We start from the raw sequence: 16,189 nt of genomic DNA on the forward strand, positions 1-16,189 counted from the left end.
GAGGAACGAGGACGAGAGGAACGAGAACGAAAACGGACTACTTCTCGGTGGGCTGCGGGTCCCTCGGCAGCCCCAGGATGCGTTCGCCGACCACATTGAGCTGGACCTGCGTGGTGCCGCCGGCGATGGTCAGGCAGCGGCTCATCAGGAACCCGAACGCGGCCTTTTGCCCCGCCCCCTCGTCCACCGCGCCCAGCGGGCCCAGCAGTTCGAGGGACAGCTCGGACTCGCGCTGCTGGTGCGGCGTGCCGACCAGCTTGCGCACCGAGGCACCGGCGCCCGGCTCCAGACCCGACAACCGGGCCAGCGTGGTGCGCAGTTCGATCAGCGCGAGCGAGGACGCCTCGGCCACCAGCGCGCCCAACCGCTCCCGGAAGCCGCCGTCCACGAACTCGCCCGCCGGCCCGTTCACCGAGGCGACCAGATTCGCGATGCCCGCGCCGAACGAGCTGCCCGCGCCCATGTGCACCCGCTCGTTGCCGAGCGTGTTGCGGGCCACCTGCCAGCCCTCGTCGACCTTGCCGACCACCATGTCGTCCGGCACGAAGAGGTCTTCGAGGAAGATCTCGTTGAACATCGCCAGGCCGCTGATCTCCTTGAGCGGCCGGATGTCCAGACCCGCCGCGGCCATGTCCACGATGAAGTAGGTCAGGCCCTCGTGCTTGGGCTTGTCCGGCGAGGTGCGCGCGAGCAGGATGCCCCACTGCGACTCGCGGGCCCGCGAGGTCCACACCTTCTGGCCGTTGATCAGCCAGCCGCCCTCGGTCCGGGTCGCCCGGGTGCTGATCGCGGCCAGGTCCGAGCCCGCGCCCGGCTCGGAGAAGAGCTGACACCACTGGATCTCGCCGCGCAGCGTCGGCGGCGCGAACCGCTCCTGCTGGGCCGGGGTGCCGTAGGCGATCAGCGACGGGATCACCCAGTTGCCCATGGTGATGTCCGGCAGCCGCACGCCGAGCGCCTTCATCTCCTGCTGGATCACCAGTTGCTCGACCGGCCCGGCGCCGATGCCGTACGGCTTGGGCAGGTACGGCGCGGCATAGCCCAGCGGGGCCAACCGGGCACGCTGCTCGGCGCCGGACTCGCCGGCCACCTCGGTCAGGATCGCCCGCGCGGTGTCGCGCAGGTTCTCCGCCTCCGCGGGCAGGTCCAGGACCAGCTCGCGGCGCGCCCCGGCGCTCGCCAGCTCGGTCACCCGCAGCCGCCAGAACGCGGCGGGCCCGGCGTACTGCCGCAGGGTCAGGCCCCGGCGCAGGTAGATGTGCGCGTCGTGTTCCCAGGTGAAGCCGATCCCGCCGAGGATCTGCACGCAGTCCTTGGTGGTGGTGAAGGCCGCCTCGATCGCGTACGTCGCCGCGATCGCCGCGGTCAGCGACCGGGTCGGCGCGTCCGAGCCCGCGTCGATCGCGCGCGCCGCGTCCCAGGTGACCGCTCGCGACTGCTCGACCCGCACCAGCATGTCCGCGCACAGGTGCTTGATCGCCTGGAACTGCCCGATCGGGCGGCCGAACTGCTCGCGCACCTTGGCGTATTCGGTCGCCGTGGTGAGCGCCCACTCGGCCACCCCGCAGGCTTCGGCGGACAGCAGTACGGCCGCCAGGTCGCGGGCCAGGTCCTCGTCCACACCGCCGAGCACCCGCCCGGGGGCGACCACGGTGTCCACGGTGACCTCGGCGCTGCGCCGGGTCGGGTCCACGCTCTTGAGCGCCCGGATGCTCACGGCCGCGGCGTCCACGACCACGTGGACCGACGTGCCGTCGGCCCGGCGCGCGGCCAGCACCAGCACGTCGGCGAGCGCACCGCCCAGGATCGGCGTGGCCACCCCGCTCACCCGCAGGCCGCCCGCCTCCTCGGCGGCCAGCACGGTGCCCGGGTTCGGGGCGACCGCGCCGATCAGGGTGCCGTCCACCAGTCCCGGCAGCAGTTCCTTGGCCGCGTCGCCGCCGTCCGCCTGGATCAGCGCCGAGGCCAGCACGGTGGGCAGGAACGGGCCGGGCAGCATGCCCTGGCCGGCCTGCTCCAGCGCGACGGCGGTCTCCACCAGGCCGTAGCCCGCGCCGCCGAACTCCTCCGCGACATGCATGCCGAGCAGGCCCTGCTCGGCCAGGCCGGCCCAGTGACCGGGCCGTTCCTCGGCCTCCGCCTCCAGCACCCGGCGCACCTCTCCGATGGGTGCAACACGTTGCACCCATCCGCGTACCGATTCCGCCAGGGAGCGATGCTCCTCCGTGATGCCGATGGCCATATCGCGCCTTCCATGACTTCCGTGACTCGGTCCAGTACTTGCGATAGTAGAACCCGTTTCAATTAATCGGGAGACCGAAGTCGGGTCGAGGACCTCGAATGTGGCCCCCGACACGGTGCCGCGACCCGGGCTGCGGCAGCATGGCCGCCCGGGGTCGCACCGACCCGGAGCGCCGCGCACGGCCTCGATCAAGGAGAACCCCAGGATGAGCACCATCGACCCCGCCGTGCGGGCCGCGTTCGAGGCCGCCACCGGATTCATGCCCGCGAACGAGGGCGACGCGCTGTACGCGGCGGCGGCCGAGGCCGCCAAGGTCGGCCCGCTGGTCGAACTGGGCAGCTACTGCGGACGCTCGACGATCCTGCTCGCCGCGGTCGCCCGCGACGCCGGCACCGTGGTGGTCACCCTCGACCACCACCGCGGCTCCGAGGAGCAGCAGCCGGGCTGGGAGTACCACGACCCGACCCTGGTCGACCCCGAGGTCGGCGTGATGGACACGCTGCCGCGCTTTCGGCGCACGCTGTACAAGAGCGGCCTGGAGCCGTACGTGGTGGCCCTGGTCGGCCACAGCCGGGTGGTCGCGCCGCTGTGGAACACCCCGGTGGGCCTGGTGTTCATCGACGGCGGGCACACCGACGAGCACGCGCAGGGCGACTACGAGGGCTGGGCGCCGCACGTGGCGGTCGGCGGACTGCTGCTGATCCACGACGTGTTCCCGGATCCGGCCGACGGTGGCCAGGCGCCGTACCGGGTCTACCTGCGCGCGCTGGCCTGCGGCGCCTTCGAGGAACTGCCCGGCGACGGGTCGCTGCGGGTGTTGCGGCGCATCGCGCCCGGCATCTGAGCGGTACGACGACCGAACGCCCGCGCGGCACGACGGCCGGCGGCACGACGCCCGAGCGCCGAGCGGCCACGTCGCCATGTCGACCAGGTGACGGCACATCCGGTCAAGATCGATTCGAGCCTGATTCGATTCCCGAAAGCAATCGGATCCGGTCCCGCGCGGGTCCGGTTTGCTGGGACAATGCCGATCCGGGGAAGGACGCGGGGGGATCTTGATGTCCGATCGACACCAGCACGACGACCGGCCCGGTGAACCCGCGGCGGACGGCGAACAGTTCGAGACCGTCTGGGACCGGTCCGCCAACGGCGGCGTGGGCGGCTGGGTGCGCCGCCGGGTCACCGCGGCCCCGACCGCGGTGAATCCGGACGTGCCGCCACGCCCGTACCACCAGCCGACCGCACACCTGCCGGCCGCCGGCCCGCCCCGACCGGGAGGGCAGCCCGGTCCGCCTGCTCCGCCGCAGGACCAGGACACAGTGGACAATCCGGCCGCCCGCGGCCTGCCCGCCGGCCCACCGCCGCCCGCGTGGCCGGTTCCCGCCCCGCCGGCGGCGCCCCGGCCGACCGAACCGCCCGGCGAGCCGGCGCCCGCCGACTGGTTCCAGCACGAGCGCGGCCCCTCGCCGCTGCCCCCGGGCGGCACCTTCGCCGACGCGGCGCACACGCCCGTGCACGGCTACGGCATGCCCCCGGCGCGCGACGTGCCTCCCGCGCCGGACTGGTATCGCGGCGCCACCCCGCCGCCGCCCGGCCCGCTGTCCCCGGCCCCGCCCGGCCCCTCGTTCGAACGCACGCTGCTGTTCATCGTGGTCGCCGTGGTGTTCGTCGCCGCGCTGGGCACGCTGTTCGCACTGCGACCGTGGGAGGACGACAAGAAGACGCCGGCCGCGCACGGCGCGACGAGCCCCGGGCAGTCCGCGCCCGGCTCGCCGATCCCCTCCGACGGCGGTTCGGGCGGGCAGCAGGGGCTGCCTCCGGCCACGCCCCCGTCGCAGAACCCGGTGGTGACCACCCAGCCGCCGACCAGCGCGCCACCGGACGCCCGCACGCAGGCCGCCGCGCTGGACTCGCTGCTCTCCCGCAGCGGTTCGTCCCGGCAGTCGGTGATCGACGCGGTGAACAACGTCGGTTCCTGCTCGGCGCTGGCCGCCTCCCGCACCGCCCTGCTCGACGCCGCCACCCAACGCGACCAACTGGTCGCCCAGTTGGACACGATGCGCTTCGACGGGGTGCCCCAACTGCAAGCCGCCGCGCCGACGTTGCGCACCGCGTGGACCGCCTCGGCCCGCGCCGACCGGGCCTTCGCCGCATGGGCGCAGTCGGCCGCCGACTCGGGCTGTCCGGGCACCCGTTCGTTGTACGACGACGGGGCCACGATCAGCGCCGAGGCGTCCGGCGCCAAGAAGTCCTTCGTCGACACCTGGAACTCCGTCGCGCCGCAGTACGGCCTCACGTCCAGGAGTGAACTTGACCTCTGACCGCCGCGACGACCGCGGCCGTCCCGACGACCCGCACGCCGCGCACTCCCGCGCCGCGGACGGCTTCTTCGGCCACTCCGCCTCGCACGAGGCCCGACTGGAGGCCGCGCACGACCGGTTGCGCCGGCGCCGACGGGTCACCCTGACCGTACTGGCGCTCGCACTCGCCGCCACCGGCATCACCACGATCGCGGTGGCCTGGCCGGACGGCTCCGACGCCCGGCACGCGAGCGCCGACCGGCCGACGGCGAGCGGCACGACCTCCGCCGTGCCGGGCTCCGGGCCCGATCCCGCGGCGGCCGGCGGTGCACCGGTCCCGGCGCCGACCACCCCGGCGGGTGGGCAACAGCCGTCCGCCGCACCGACGACCGCCGCCCCCGCCACCTCGGCCGGCCCACCCGCACCGCGCGCCGGAACCGCCGGACTGCCGCTCTCCGGGCGGGTCGTGATGATCGACCCGGGCCACAACCCGGGCAACGGTGCGCATTCCCGCGAGATCAACAAGCAGGTGTACGCGGGCGGGCTGACCAAGGAGTGCGACACCACCGGCACCGAGACCGACAAGGGCTACACCGAGGCCGAGTTCACCCTCGACGTGGCGCACCGGGCCAAACGCCTCCTGGAGGCCCAGGGCGCCACGGTGCTCTACACCTGGGAGACCGAGGCGTGGGGCCCGTGCGTGAACGAGCGGGCCGCGCGCGGCAACGCGGCCGCGGCGGACGCGATCGTGTCCATCCACGCGGACGGCGGGCCGGCGGGCGGACGCGGCTTCCACGTCATCCTGCCCGCCACGGTCAAGGACAAGAACGTCGACACCACCCCGATCCTGGCCTCCTCACGCGCGCTGGGCACCAACCTGGCCGCCGCCTTCCGGGCGGCGACCGGCACCGGCCCCGCGACCTACCTGGGCACCCAGGACGGTCTGGTCACCCGCACCGACCTCGGCGGGTTGAACCTCTCCACCCGACCCAAGGTGTTCATCGAATGCGGCAACATGCGCAACGCCACGGACGCCGCGCAGTTCACCGACGCGAACTGGCGCGAACGCGCCGCGTCCGGGATCGCGACTGGCATCACGGCCTATCTGCTGAAGGGGACGTGAGCCCCGAGTCGGCTGTCCCCTAGGGTCTTTCCGACCGTCCTCGTCGCCCCCGCGCCGCTGACGGTCCCCGGTTCGCGGCGCCCACGCGCGCCATGTACCACCGGACGGTTCCGGGTCGGGCAACGACCGCCGTGAACCGCACGATCGGGCCCGGCGCGAGCCGTCCACGCACCGCATGTCGTCCGGCGCGCCCCGCGCCGCCGACACACGTCCCCTCCGTACCTGTTAAGGAGAAACGTTGAACCGGAAAGGGATCACGAGGGGCGATGCGATCGTCATTCTCGCGATCGTCCTGATCTTCATCTTCTCGTTCTTCAAATACTACGAAATCAGCGAATCCCTGAGCAGCGACGACAGCGACAGTCCGTTCAGCGGGCGCAGCCGGAGTCAGGGCTGGAACGCCTGGACCGTCAACTTCTATCCGCTGATGCCCGCCGTGGTGCTGGTCCCGCTGCTGGCCGCGCTGCTCCTGGTGATCGGCCGCTTCGTGGCCCAGCCGGACCGGCAGGTGCTCGGCCTGGCCCCGCGCCAGTGGGCGATCGCGTTCGGCGTGACCGGCGCGATCAGCGGCTTCTTCGCCCCGTTCGGGGCGGGCGGCGTGATCGGCGACATCGTCAAGGGTTCGGACACGGTCGATGCCGGACCCACCGTCTTCGCCTGGTTGATGATGGTGGCCGGGCTCATCGCGGCGCTCTTCCTGCTCATCGGGGATCGCATCCCCAGCCTGGCCGCGCCGCTGTTCAGCCCGGTCCCGCAGCAGCCGTGGGGCTACCCGCCGAACGGCACGGGCGGCTACCCGGCCCCGGTCGACCCGAACACCGGCTACCCGCTGCCGAACGCCACCGGCGCCTACCCGGCGCCCGCCTACCCGGCACCGGGCACCGGCACGGGCGCGGGCGCGGGCGCGCCGATGGCGGGCGTGCCGGCGCACATGCCCCCGCCGGACGTCACCGGCGCCGCCGGCACCGGGACCGGCGTCGCGCCGGTCCCCGGACAGCCGGCTCCGGCCGCGACCGGGTCGAGCGCACCGGAGTTCGCCCAGTTCTGGTTCGCCGTCCCGGAGGCCCGGACGCTGGCGCCCGCCGAGGGGCTGTCCAAGGAACCGGTGGCCACACTGCAGACCGGCCAGTGGTACCTCGCGGTCGCCCCGCACCCGGGCGGCGTCCTGGTCGAGGTGGACGGTGTTCGAGGGGTCCTGAGCAACGTCTCCGGCATCCAGCGCGGAGAATGACGGTACGTCAACCGCCGGTGCCGGCGCGGGCGACCGCGCCGGCACCGGGGACGGTCCGGCCGCCGCACGGCAATTCCGAGCAGTACGAAAGCCCTGTCAGGGAGGAGCACGATGCCACGCAAGGGCGTCACCCGAGGTGATCTGATCGTCGCCGTGGCGGCGATCGGAGTTCTGGTCTTCTCGTTTCTCCCCTGGTACACGGTGACCGCCAAGGGCAAACAGATCGTCGGGGGAACCACCGACTACTCGGCCTGGATCGGCGACTTCACGCCGCTGGCGCCCGCGGTCGTGCTGCTGTCCTCGATCTCGCTGGTGCTGCTGCTGATCGGCCGCTACACCTTCCGGCCCGGATCGCCGCAGCCGACCGAGATCCAGTTCTGTGGGCTGGCTCTTCGGCAATGGGGCGTCGCGCTGGGCGTCGCGTCGGCGTGGAGCGCGGTGTGGGCCGTGTTCGGCGCGGACGGCGGCTACGAGAAGTTGGCGCGCTACGCCCAGGAGGTCGCCCGCGCCGGCGACCCGCAGGCGAGCGTGGACGCCGGACACGGCTGGGGTGCGTGGGGGTTGGCGGGCTTCGCCGTGCTCCAGGCCCTGTTGCTGTTGACCGTGGATCGCATCGGCGGCCTCAACGCCCCGCTGGTGCGCCCGCGCGAGAACAACTGGCAGGGCTACCCCGGCGGCGGCTTCCCCGGCGCTCCCGGCGGGTATCCGCCCGGCCCGCCCGGCACCGGTGGCTTCCCGATCCCGCCGCCCGTCGCGCCGCCGGTCTACGGGCCGTCGGGCAACACTCCCCCGCCGCAGACACCGCCGATACAGCCGATGCAGCCGCCCGCGGTCCAGCCGCCGGTACTGCTGTTCAAGCAGGACGACTCCCCGGAGCCCGCCGCCCTCGAACGCGAGCCGGAATCCGGCGACCCGGGCACGTTCGAGCAGTACTGGCTGGCCGTTCCCGAACCGAGGCCGCTGCACCCGCTGGACCACGCCGGTGACGCGCCGGCCACCCTGCATCCGGGCGTCTGGTATCTCGCGGTGGGTGTTCGAGACGGCGGCGTCGTCATCGATCTCGACGGACTACAGGGCCTGTTGACCGATCTGACGGGTGTTCAGCGCGGCGAGTAGACATCTTCGAGAAAATGCCCCCATACGGCGCGTCGTGTGGGGCCGGGACACAGATCGTTCCCTCGTCTGGCACAGTGTCCCCGGACCAATGCACCGAGGACGCGCGGGGGCGACGTCGGTGGCACGACATGGGTCGCCCCCGTACGCTGTCGGCGCCCATCCCCCTCGGGAGGAGTATTAGTGGACGTCAGAAAGCTTTCGCGTGGCGACGCGGTCATCGGGGTCGCCGCCGTGCTCATCTTCATCTTCTCGTTCCTGAACTACATCAAGTCGACGCGTTCGGAGGATGGTGTCAACGCGTGGTCGTCGCACCTCGCGCCGACCCTCTTCGCCGTGGTCCTCACGCCGATCATCGCGGCCGTCCTGTTCATCCTCGGTGGCCTGCTCCCGCAGCTCCAGGACAAGCAGATCCTCGGTCTGACCGCACGTCAGTGGGCGTTGCCGCTCACGATCCTGGCGCCGATCTCCGCGCTGTGGTCGATCGCGCAGGCGGACAGTGACCTCGGCATCGAGATGGGGATCGGTGGCATCTTCCTCATCCTGCTGGTCATCGTCCTCGTCGCGACGATGATCGCCACCACCGTGGCGCCCGCCCTCCAGGCGCCGCTGCTCGGCGCGGCCGGCCCCGCAGCGGCCCCGCAGGGTCAGTACGGCGGCCCGCAGGGTCAGCAGCAGCAGTACGGCGGCGCGCCCTTCGGCGGTCCGCAGGGCCCCCAGGGCCCCCAGGGCCCGCAGTCGTACGGCGGCGCCCCGCAGCAGGGCGGCTTCGGCGGCCCGGCGCCGCAGGGTCCGCAGGCCGGCTTCGGCGGCCCCGGCCCGCAGGGTCCGCAGGGCCCCGGCGGCATGCAGCAGCCCGCCCCCGGCGGCCAGGCACCCTTCCAGCCCTTCTGGTTCTCGGTGCCGGACTCGCGTCCGATGCTGGACGAGCACACCAACCAGGAGAAGGGCGTCCTGAACACGGGCGTCTGGTACCTGGCGGTGGCCGAGCACCCCAACGGCCTGCTCGTCGAGGTCGACAACGTGCGCGGCGTGCTCCAGAACACGATCGGCATCCAGCGCTCGTGACACCGGTGCTCCCGAGGAACCGGTAGTACCGAGACACCGCGACTCGGCAATACGACAGGGCGTCGTCCACATCGGACGGCGCCCTGTCGCATGCCCGGAGCGGGCGCCCGAGGGAGGCGGCCTCCCAGGAAAGTAAAACGTGTTCTAGTCTGCGGAGGCGATTCGCCGTGCTACTCCGTGGAGGTAACGCCATGAGGCTGGGTCTGACGTTCGGATACTGGGGCCGAGGCCCGTCCGCAGGCTTCGTCGAGTCGGCCCAAAAGGCCGAGCAACTCGGGTTCGACGCGGTGTGGACCGCCGAGTCCTGGGGCTCGGACGCCTTCACGCCGCTGACCTGGATCGCCGCCCACACCTCACGCATCAAGCTGGGCACGGCGGTGACCCAGATGACCGCACGCACGCCCACCGCGACCGCGATGCACGCGCTGACCCTGGACCACCTCTCCGGCGGCCGGGTGATCCTGGGCCTGGGGCTCTCCGGCCCGCAGGTGGTCGAGGGCTGGTACGGACGGCCGTTCCCGAAGAGCCCGCTGACCTTCACCCGCGAATACGTGGACGTGATCCGCCAGGTGTTGCGCCGGGAGGGACCGGTGGTCGCCGAAGGCCGCTACGCCCGCCACCCCTACACCGGCGAGGACGGCAGCGGACTGGGCAAGTCGCTCAAGTCGATCACCCACCCGCTGCGGGCCGATCTGCCGATCTTCCTCGGCGCCGAGGGGCCGAAGAACGTGCACCTGACCACGCAGATCGCGGACGGCTGGTTGCCCCTGCACTGGGCGCCGACCCGCCCCGAGGTGTACGCGGACGCCCTGCGCGACAAGCCGGCCGGCTTCCGGATCGCGCCGATGGTGCAGGTGGCCCTCGGCGACGACGTCGAACAGGCGATGTACCCGATCAAGGCGGCGATGGGCTTCTACGTCGGCGGCATGGGCGCGAAGAACAAGAACTTCCACGCCGACCTGATGCGGCGGTTCGGCTACGCCGACGAGGCGGACCGGATCCAGGAGTTGTTCATGGCCGGCAAGCGGGACGAGGCGATCGCCGCCGTCCCGAGCGCCTTCGTCGACGAGATCGCGCTGGTCGGCCCGGCGGCCCGAATCCGCGAGCGCTTCACCGCCTGGGCCGCCGACCCGCACGTCACCGACATGATCGTCACCACCCGCAACCTGGAGGCCCTCGAACTCCTGGCCGAACTCGCCACCTGAGCACCGGGAGCGGCCGGGCCGCCGATCCACCCGCCGGCCCCGCCGCTCCACCGCCCACCCCGGTCAGGGGCCCGGACAGGGCCTAGGGCAACGGCGCCATGCACAGTTCCTGATTGCGCGACGGCAACGGGTAGTAGACCGGCGAACGACCCGGGCAACTGGTCGCGTTCGTGGCGGCCAGCGGGTGCACCTCGTCGATCCGCAGGCGGCCCTGGCGATCCGGCGGGAGGGGGCCCTGGCACGCGACCAGCGAGGCCAGGAAGGCCCATTGCCGACCGTCGCGCGTCTCCGCGGGCACACACTCGCCCGGGTGGAAGACCCGCTCCAGGCACAGCGCGACCACGCCGGGGGTCGTCGGCCAGCGACTGCGCCCGTCGGTGCTCATACAGTCCGTCGTGCCGGCGCCGGCCGAGGTACGCGCCAACACCCGCTGCCGCGCCGCCGGGTCCTCGCAGGGCAAGGTGCGAAACGCGGCGGGTCGCCATCCCGGCGTGCCGTCGCTCGCGAAGTCCACACACGCGCCCACCGGGGCGCTCGCCACGAACGCGGCGATCGGATCGGTCGGCGCGCCGGAGGAACGAGCATCGGCCGCACCCGCCTTGCCCCGATCCCGGTCCTCGCGTCCACGCTCGTAGGCGACACCGCCGAACAGGCCGCCCACCAGGGCGATCACCACGAGCACGGCGACCAGCCACCAGCCGGCCCCGCCACCCTCGTGCGGCTCGGGTGGGGCGGGCAGGTCGTAGGTGTCCGGCCGATCGTCGCTGTCGTCGATGCGCGGCACCATCGCCTCGACGATCCGGGCCAGTTGCATCGTCTCGGCGACCGCCGGCTCGTCGGCCGAGGCCCCGGCCGGCTCCGCCGCAGCAGGCTTCGTCGACGCTCCCGCGTCCGCCGGTTTCGCCCCGACCGGCTTGACCGGGCCGACCTTGTCACCGACCGAACCCCCGTGCGCGGAACCGCCCTTCGCCTGGGCGTCGAGTCGATCGGCGAGCGGCACGGTCGGCGGGTCACCGACCAGGCGCCCGCGCCGGTGGTACGCGTCGATCAGCTCCAACGCGGGCCCCGGCAACCACGAGGCGGCGCCGTACGCCCCCCGACGATCCACCGAATCCGGTGAGTCCGGCGAATCCGCCGAACCCGGTGAATCCAGCGCCACCTCGTCGAGCAGCGCACGCGGGGTCGGCCGATCCGCCGGGTCCCGGGCCAGACAGGAGCGGATCAGCGCGATCAACTCTTCCGGCACATCGGCCAGTTCCGGCTCGCCGGTGGCCACACTGCGTCGGATCGCCGCCTCGCCGGTACCGGAGTGTGGGGGTCGCCCGGTCGCCGCGAAGCAGAGCAGCGCGCCGAGCGCGTAGACATCGGACGCCGGCCCCGGGTCCTCGCCTCGGGCCTGCTCCGGCGCGAGGTAGCCGGGCGCGGCGAGCGGACTGCCCGCGCCCTCGATCCCGAATCCGGTCACCCTCGGCCCGTCCGAGGCCACCACGATCTGCGCCGGTCGCAGATCTCCGTGCGTCAGCGACGCCTGATGAATCGTCACCAGCCCCTCGGCGATCCCGGCGGCGAGCCACCGCACCGCGTCCGGCGGCAGCGGTCCGCACGAGATCACCAGGTCGCCGAGCGACGGTGCGGGCACGTACACCGAGGCCACCCACGGATTGCGGGTCGCGCCACCGGCCGAGATCACCTCGATCACGCCGGGCCCGCGCACCTTCTGCGCCCGCTTGATGCCCTGCTGCTCGCCGTACAACATCCGCACGGCCATCGGCCGCCCGGCAGCGGTTCGCGCCAGATACACCCACCCGGGGCTGCCGGCGCCCAGCAATCCCACCACCGTGTAGGGACCTATTCGATCCCCCGGCTCCAACCCAGCCGCCATACCCACCCTCGTCACGCGAGTCGCCCAGCCCCCCACGCGAACCCTATTGCCGCCACGACCTGCCCCAACAACCGAGCACACCGCCCCCACTCGTCACCCAAGCAAGAACAGCCCACCCGAAGCCGGCAACCCAGCCCGCCCCCACTCAAGGACAAGCCCGCAAACCACCCCACACACCCCCAAGCCAAGCAAAACCAGCCCGCCCGACACCTGAGGACAAGCCCACACCCCGCCCCACGACACCCAAGCCAAGCAACTCCAGCCCGTCCGACACCTGAGGACAAGCCCGAAACCCGCCCCATCACACCCGAGCCAAACAACCCCAGCCCGTCCGACACCTGAGGACAAGCCCGAAACCCGCCCCATCACACCCGAGCCAAACAACCCCAGCCCGTCCGACACCTGAGGACAAGCCCGAAACCCGCCCCATCACACCCGAGCCAAACAACCCCAGCCCGTCCGGCGCCTGAGGACAAGCCCGTCCGGCGCTTGAGGACCCCCGACTCAGACCCCGTCCACACACAGCTCCGACCCACACCGCACCTGAGCCGGATCCAGCCCCACCGGCAGGAAATCCCCCTCGAACGCCGAAGCCGCCCCGCCGAACACCGCCGTCGTGGCCGGCTCCCCGCCCAGCACGGCGGTAGCCAAAATCATCGCGCCCGCCGTCCACGCGGTCCGCTCCACCGGCCAGATCGCATCGTCCTCGAACACGTACCCGGTCCAGTACAGCCCGTCCTCGTGCCGCAGCCGCTGGATCCACGAGACGATCTCCACCGCCCGGTCGCTCTCCCCCAACGCCCAGAGCGCGATGGCCAGTTCGCAGCTCTCCGCGCCGGTGACCCAGGGCCGGTCGGAGACACACCGCACGCCCAGCTCCGGCACCACGAAGGTGTCCCAGCCGGCCTTGATCCGCTCGTCCGCCGCCGGCCCCCGCAGCGCGGTGCCCAGGATCGGGTAGTACCAGTCCATCGAGTATCGGTTCTTGTCCAGGAACCGCTCGGGATGCGATACCACCGCATGGCCCAACCGCCCCGCGGCCAACTCCCAGTCCGGCTGCGGCTCGCCGAGGTGCTCGGCGATCGCCAGCGCACACCGCAGCGCCTGGTACATGCTCGCCGACCCGGTGAGCAACGCGTCCGGCACCGGCACGCCGTGTTCGTCGCGCTTCCAGCGGATCTCCCCGCCGGGCGCCTGGAGATCGAGGATGAAGCCCATCGCCGCGCGCAGCTTCGGCCACATCCGAACCAGGAACTCCTCGCTCCCGGTGAGCAGATGGTGGTGCCACAGGCCGACCGCCAGGTAGGCCGTGAAGTTGGCCTCCTTGTTGCGATCGGTCACCACGCCGTCCACGTACGCGGCGTACCACGAGCCGTCCCGCTCCTGCCGACTCGCCAGCCAGCGATACGCCCGCTCGGCCTCGTCGTGCCGGCCGGCCACGTCGAGCGCCATCGCGGCCTCGGTGTGGTCCCACGGGTCCAGGTGTCCGCCGACGAACCACGGGATCGACCCGTCCGGTCGCTGTACGGCGGCGATCCCGTCGATCGTCACGGCCACCTGGTCGAGCGTCAACACGCCTTCCAGGGCCAGCAGTTCGAGCGCGGGCTCGGAGCCGCGACGGCGGCCCGCGACGCTCACGCGCTCGCCCCGGCGAGGTCGCCGTCCGCGCCGGCCTCGGTCTCGCCGTGCGGCCGGGGCTTGGTCGCGTAGACCACCAGGCTCTTGCCGATCAGCGGGTCCAACGCCTTCTCCGCGAGGCGGGTGGCCAGCGGGCGCTTCATGATGTCCCACACCAGGAGCTTGTGCCAGGCCCGGACCGGGAGCGCCTTGTCGTTGTCCACGCCCACCGCGCACTTGATCCACCAGTACGGCGAGTGCAGGGCGTGCGTGTGGTGGGTCCCGTACGGCCGGAGCCCGGACTCGCGGATCCGGGCCGCGAATTCGTCGCCCTTGTAGATCCGGATGTGCCCGCCCTCGACCTCGTGGTAGGCGTCCGACAGCGCCCAACAGATCTTCTCCGGCCCGTAGCGCGGCACGGTCATCGCGGCCAGGCCGCCCGGCTTGAGCACCCGGAACAGCTCGTTCAACACGCCCTTGTCGTCCGGGATGTGCTCCAGCACCTCGGAGATGATCACCCGGTCGAAGCTGTCGTCCGGGAACGGCAGCGCCAGCGCGTCCCCGACGAGCGCCTCGGCTCGCGCACCCTCGGGAACCTCACCGGCGGCCAGCATCGAGGCGAACATCGCGTCCACCTCGGCGATGTCCTTCGCGTTCTGATCGAGCGCGACCACGTCGGCGCCGCGCCGGTACGCCTCGAAGGCATGCCGGCCGCCACCACAACCCATGTCCAGGACCCGATCCCCCGGGGCCAGGGGAAAGCGGGAGAAATCCACGGTGAGCAAGTCGGCGACTCCGTCTCGTATTGCGCGAACCGGTTGCGGGGGCGGCCGGCGGGGATGGGCTGTGGTCAGCGGTTTGCGGATCCGACGCCGTGCGACGCGGGCGGCGGCAGCCGGCGGCCGAACGGCGAGCGGCCGAGCAGTACATCGCTCGCCCGTTCGGTGAGCCCGCGTCTACCGGGGCCGGCCGTGGTCGGCGCGGTGGGACCGGCCGCGAGTGCGGCCCGGTAGCTCTCCACGGTACGCACTGCCGTGTTGCGCCAGGTGAACCGCTCCAGCACCCGGGCCCGGCCCGCCTCGGCCAGTCGGGCGCGCAGTTCGGGGTCCTCCAGCAACCGGGTGAGTGCGGCGCGCAGGGCCTCCGGGTCGCCCGGCGGCACCGCGAGGCAGGTCTCCCCGTCCGGGCCGGCGACCTCGGGGATCGCGCCGCCGGTGCTGGCCACGAGCGCGGTCCCGCAGGCCATCGCCTCGGCGGCGGGCAGCGAGAAGCCCTCGTAGAGGGAGGGCACGCAGGCGACCTCGGCGCTGCGGATCAGGTCGACCAGTTCGTCGTCGGTGAGTCCGGACACGAACCGGATCGCCGAAGTCAGGCCCAGCCGGTCGATCGCACGCAGCACCGGCCCGTCCCCCTTGGGACGGCCGACCACCACGAGTTCGACGTGGTCGTGGTCGGCGCGCAGCTTGGCGAGCGCCTCGACCAGGTGGATCAGGCCCTTGAGGGGGACGTCCGCGCTCGCGGTGGTGACGATCCGGCCGGGCACCTTGGCCACCGCGGGGTCCGGCGCGAACCGATCGGTGTCGGCGCCCACCGGGACCACGGTGACCCGGCTCGGCGAGACGCCGAGGTGGTCGACGATCTCCGCCTTGGAGGAGCCGGACACGGTGAGCACGTCGCTCAGCCGCGCGGACACCCGCTTTTGCATGGTGGTGAACCCGTACCAGCGGTGCAGCGTGGCCTTGCGCCGCAGCGTGGTGGCCTCGCCGATCTCCAGCGCGCGGTCCACCGTGATCGGGTGGTGGATCGTGGTCACCAGCGGGAACCCGAGTCGGGGCAGCGCGAGTTGGCCGTAGCCCAGCGTCTGGTTGTCGTGCACGATGTCGAACTCGCCGCGCCGGGCCGCCAGGTGCCGCCACGCGCGCAGCGAGAAGGTGAGCGGCTCGGGGAAGCCCGCGGTCAGCATGCCGCCGACCTCCAGGACGTCGATCCAGTCGCGGTATTCCTTCAACCCGGGCAGCCGGAACGGATCCGGGTCGCGATACAGGTCCAGGCTGGGCAGTGTGGTGAGCTTCACGCCCTCGTCCACGACCGCGTACGGCGGGCCGGAGATCACCTCGACCTCGTGGCCGAGCCGGGTGAGTTCGCGGGACAGGTGGCGGACGTAGACTCCCTGTCCGCCGCAGTACGGATCGCCGCGATACGCCAACAGGGCGATTCGCAGGGGTCGCTCCGGGGAGGTCCGCGCCGGGTCCACCCGGGCGTCCACGGCGGTTGCGGTCTCCCGGATCACGAATGGCCCCCTATCGCTGCCCTCGTCGGAGCATAGTAGTCGCGTAATCTAGAACAAGTTTCAGTAACTGCTCGTCGGAGACCAGCCAAGATACCGCCGGGTACCCACCGCGACGGGC

At 72.4% G+C, this 16,189-nt stretch carries 12 protein-coding genes; 7 read left to right on the plus strand and 5 right to left on the minus strand.

Translation table 11 applies throughout. The features are described from left to right. Window positions 1–37: 37 nt before the first annotated feature. On the minus strand, window positions 38–2,242 hold the full coding sequence (locus tag ACH4U8_RS02700; RefSeq protein ID WP_360310261.1) for an acyl-CoA dehydrogenase: 2,205 nt from the start codon (window positions 2,240–2,242) through the stop codon (window positions 38–40). A gap of 205 nt (window positions 2,243–2,447) precedes the next feature. On the opposite strand from ACH4U8_RS02700, the gene ACH4U8_RS02705 reads away from it, so the two are divergent. The 7 genes from ACH4U8_RS02705 (at window position 2,448) to ACH4U8_RS02735 (ending at window position 10,282) form a co-directional block, all read left to right on the plus strand. Further along, window positions 2,448–3,086 (plus strand): class I SAM-dependent methyltransferase, encoded by a 639-nt coding sequence (locus tag ACH4U8_RS02705; RefSeq protein WP_360310263.1) that lies wholly within the window; start codon window positions 2,448–2,450, stop codon window positions 3,084–3,086. A 214-nt stretch (window positions 3,087–3,300) separates the two neighbouring features. Continuing rightward, entirely contained in the window at window positions 3,301–4,563 is a 1,263-nt protein-coding gene (locus ACH4U8_RS02710; protein ID WP_379988399.1) for a hypothetical protein, read from the plus strand. Continuing rightward, window positions 4,553–5,665, plus strand: a complete 1,113-nt coding sequence (locus tag ACH4U8_RS02715; RefSeq protein ID WP_395775625.1) for an N-acetylmuramoyl-L-alanine amidase — start codon at window positions 4,553–4,555, stop codon at window positions 5,663–5,665. Before ACH4U8_RS02710 ends, ACH4U8_RS02715 begins: the two co-directional genes overlap by 11 nt. 238 nt (window positions 5,666–5,903) lie before the next feature. Beyond that, the gene (locus ACH4U8_RS02720) at window positions 5,904–6,896 is read left to right on the plus strand and encodes a hypothetical protein (protein WP_395775626.1); all 993 of its coding nucleotides are present in this window, start codon (window positions 5,904–5,906) and stop codon (window positions 6,894–6,896) included. A 111-nt stretch (window positions 6,897–7,007) separates the two neighbouring features. Next, complete coding sequence (locus ACH4U8_RS02725) at window positions 7,008–8,012, plus strand: hypothetical protein (RefSeq protein ID WP_395775627.1); 1,005 nt, start codon at window positions 7,008–7,010, stop codon at window positions 8,010–8,012. A 180-nt stretch (window positions 8,013–8,192) separates the two neighbouring features. After that, the gene (locus ACH4U8_RS02730; RefSeq protein WP_395775628.1) at window positions 8,193–9,077 is read left to right on the plus strand and encodes a hypothetical protein; all 885 of its coding nucleotides are present in this window, start codon (window positions 8,193–8,195) and stop codon (window positions 9,075–9,077) included. 191 nt (window positions 9,078–9,268) lie between these two features. Beyond that, window positions 9,269–10,282: an LLM class F420-dependent oxidoreductase gene (locus ACH4U8_RS02735; RefSeq protein ID WP_379991970.1), complete on the plus strand. Its 1,014-nt coding sequence runs from the start codon at window positions 9,269–9,271 to the stop codon at window positions 10,280–10,282. Between the two features lie 82 nt (window positions 10,283–10,364). Here ACH4U8_RS02735 and ACH4U8_RS02740 read toward each other — a convergent pair whose 3' ends face one another. From ACH4U8_RS02740 to ACH4U8_RS02755, 4 genes are all read right to left on the minus strand, one after another. After that, window positions 10,365–12,164, minus strand: coding sequence for a serine/threonine protein kinase (locus ACH4U8_RS02740; protein ID WP_395775629.1), 1,800 nt, complete (start codon window positions 12,162–12,164; stop codon window positions 10,365–10,367). A gap of 504 nt (window positions 12,165–12,668) precedes the next feature. Continuing rightward, complete coding sequence (locus ACH4U8_RS02745; RefSeq protein WP_360310279.1) at window positions 12,669–13,802, minus strand: prenyltransferase; 1,134 nt, start codon at window positions 13,800–13,802, stop codon at window positions 12,669–12,671. Continuing rightward, entirely contained in the window at window positions 13,799–14,566 is a 768-nt protein-coding gene (locus ACH4U8_RS02750) for a class I SAM-dependent methyltransferase (RefSeq protein ID WP_360310281.1), read from the minus strand. Before ACH4U8_RS02750 ends, ACH4U8_RS02745 begins: the two co-directional genes overlap by 4 nt. A gap of 65 nt (window positions 14,567–14,631) precedes the next feature. Then, the gene (locus ACH4U8_RS02755) at window positions 14,632–16,047 is read right to left on the minus strand and encodes a glycosyltransferase family 4 protein (RefSeq protein WP_360310482.1); all 1,416 of its coding nucleotides are present in this window, start codon (window positions 16,045–16,047) and stop codon (window positions 14,632–14,634) included. Between the last annotated feature and the right edge of the window lie 142 nt (window positions 16,048–16,189).

It is taken from the genome of Embleya sp. NPDC020886 (genome assembly GCF_044333915.1).
Lineage (GTDB): Bacteria > Actinomycetota > Actinomycetes > Streptomycetales > Streptomycetaceae > Embleya.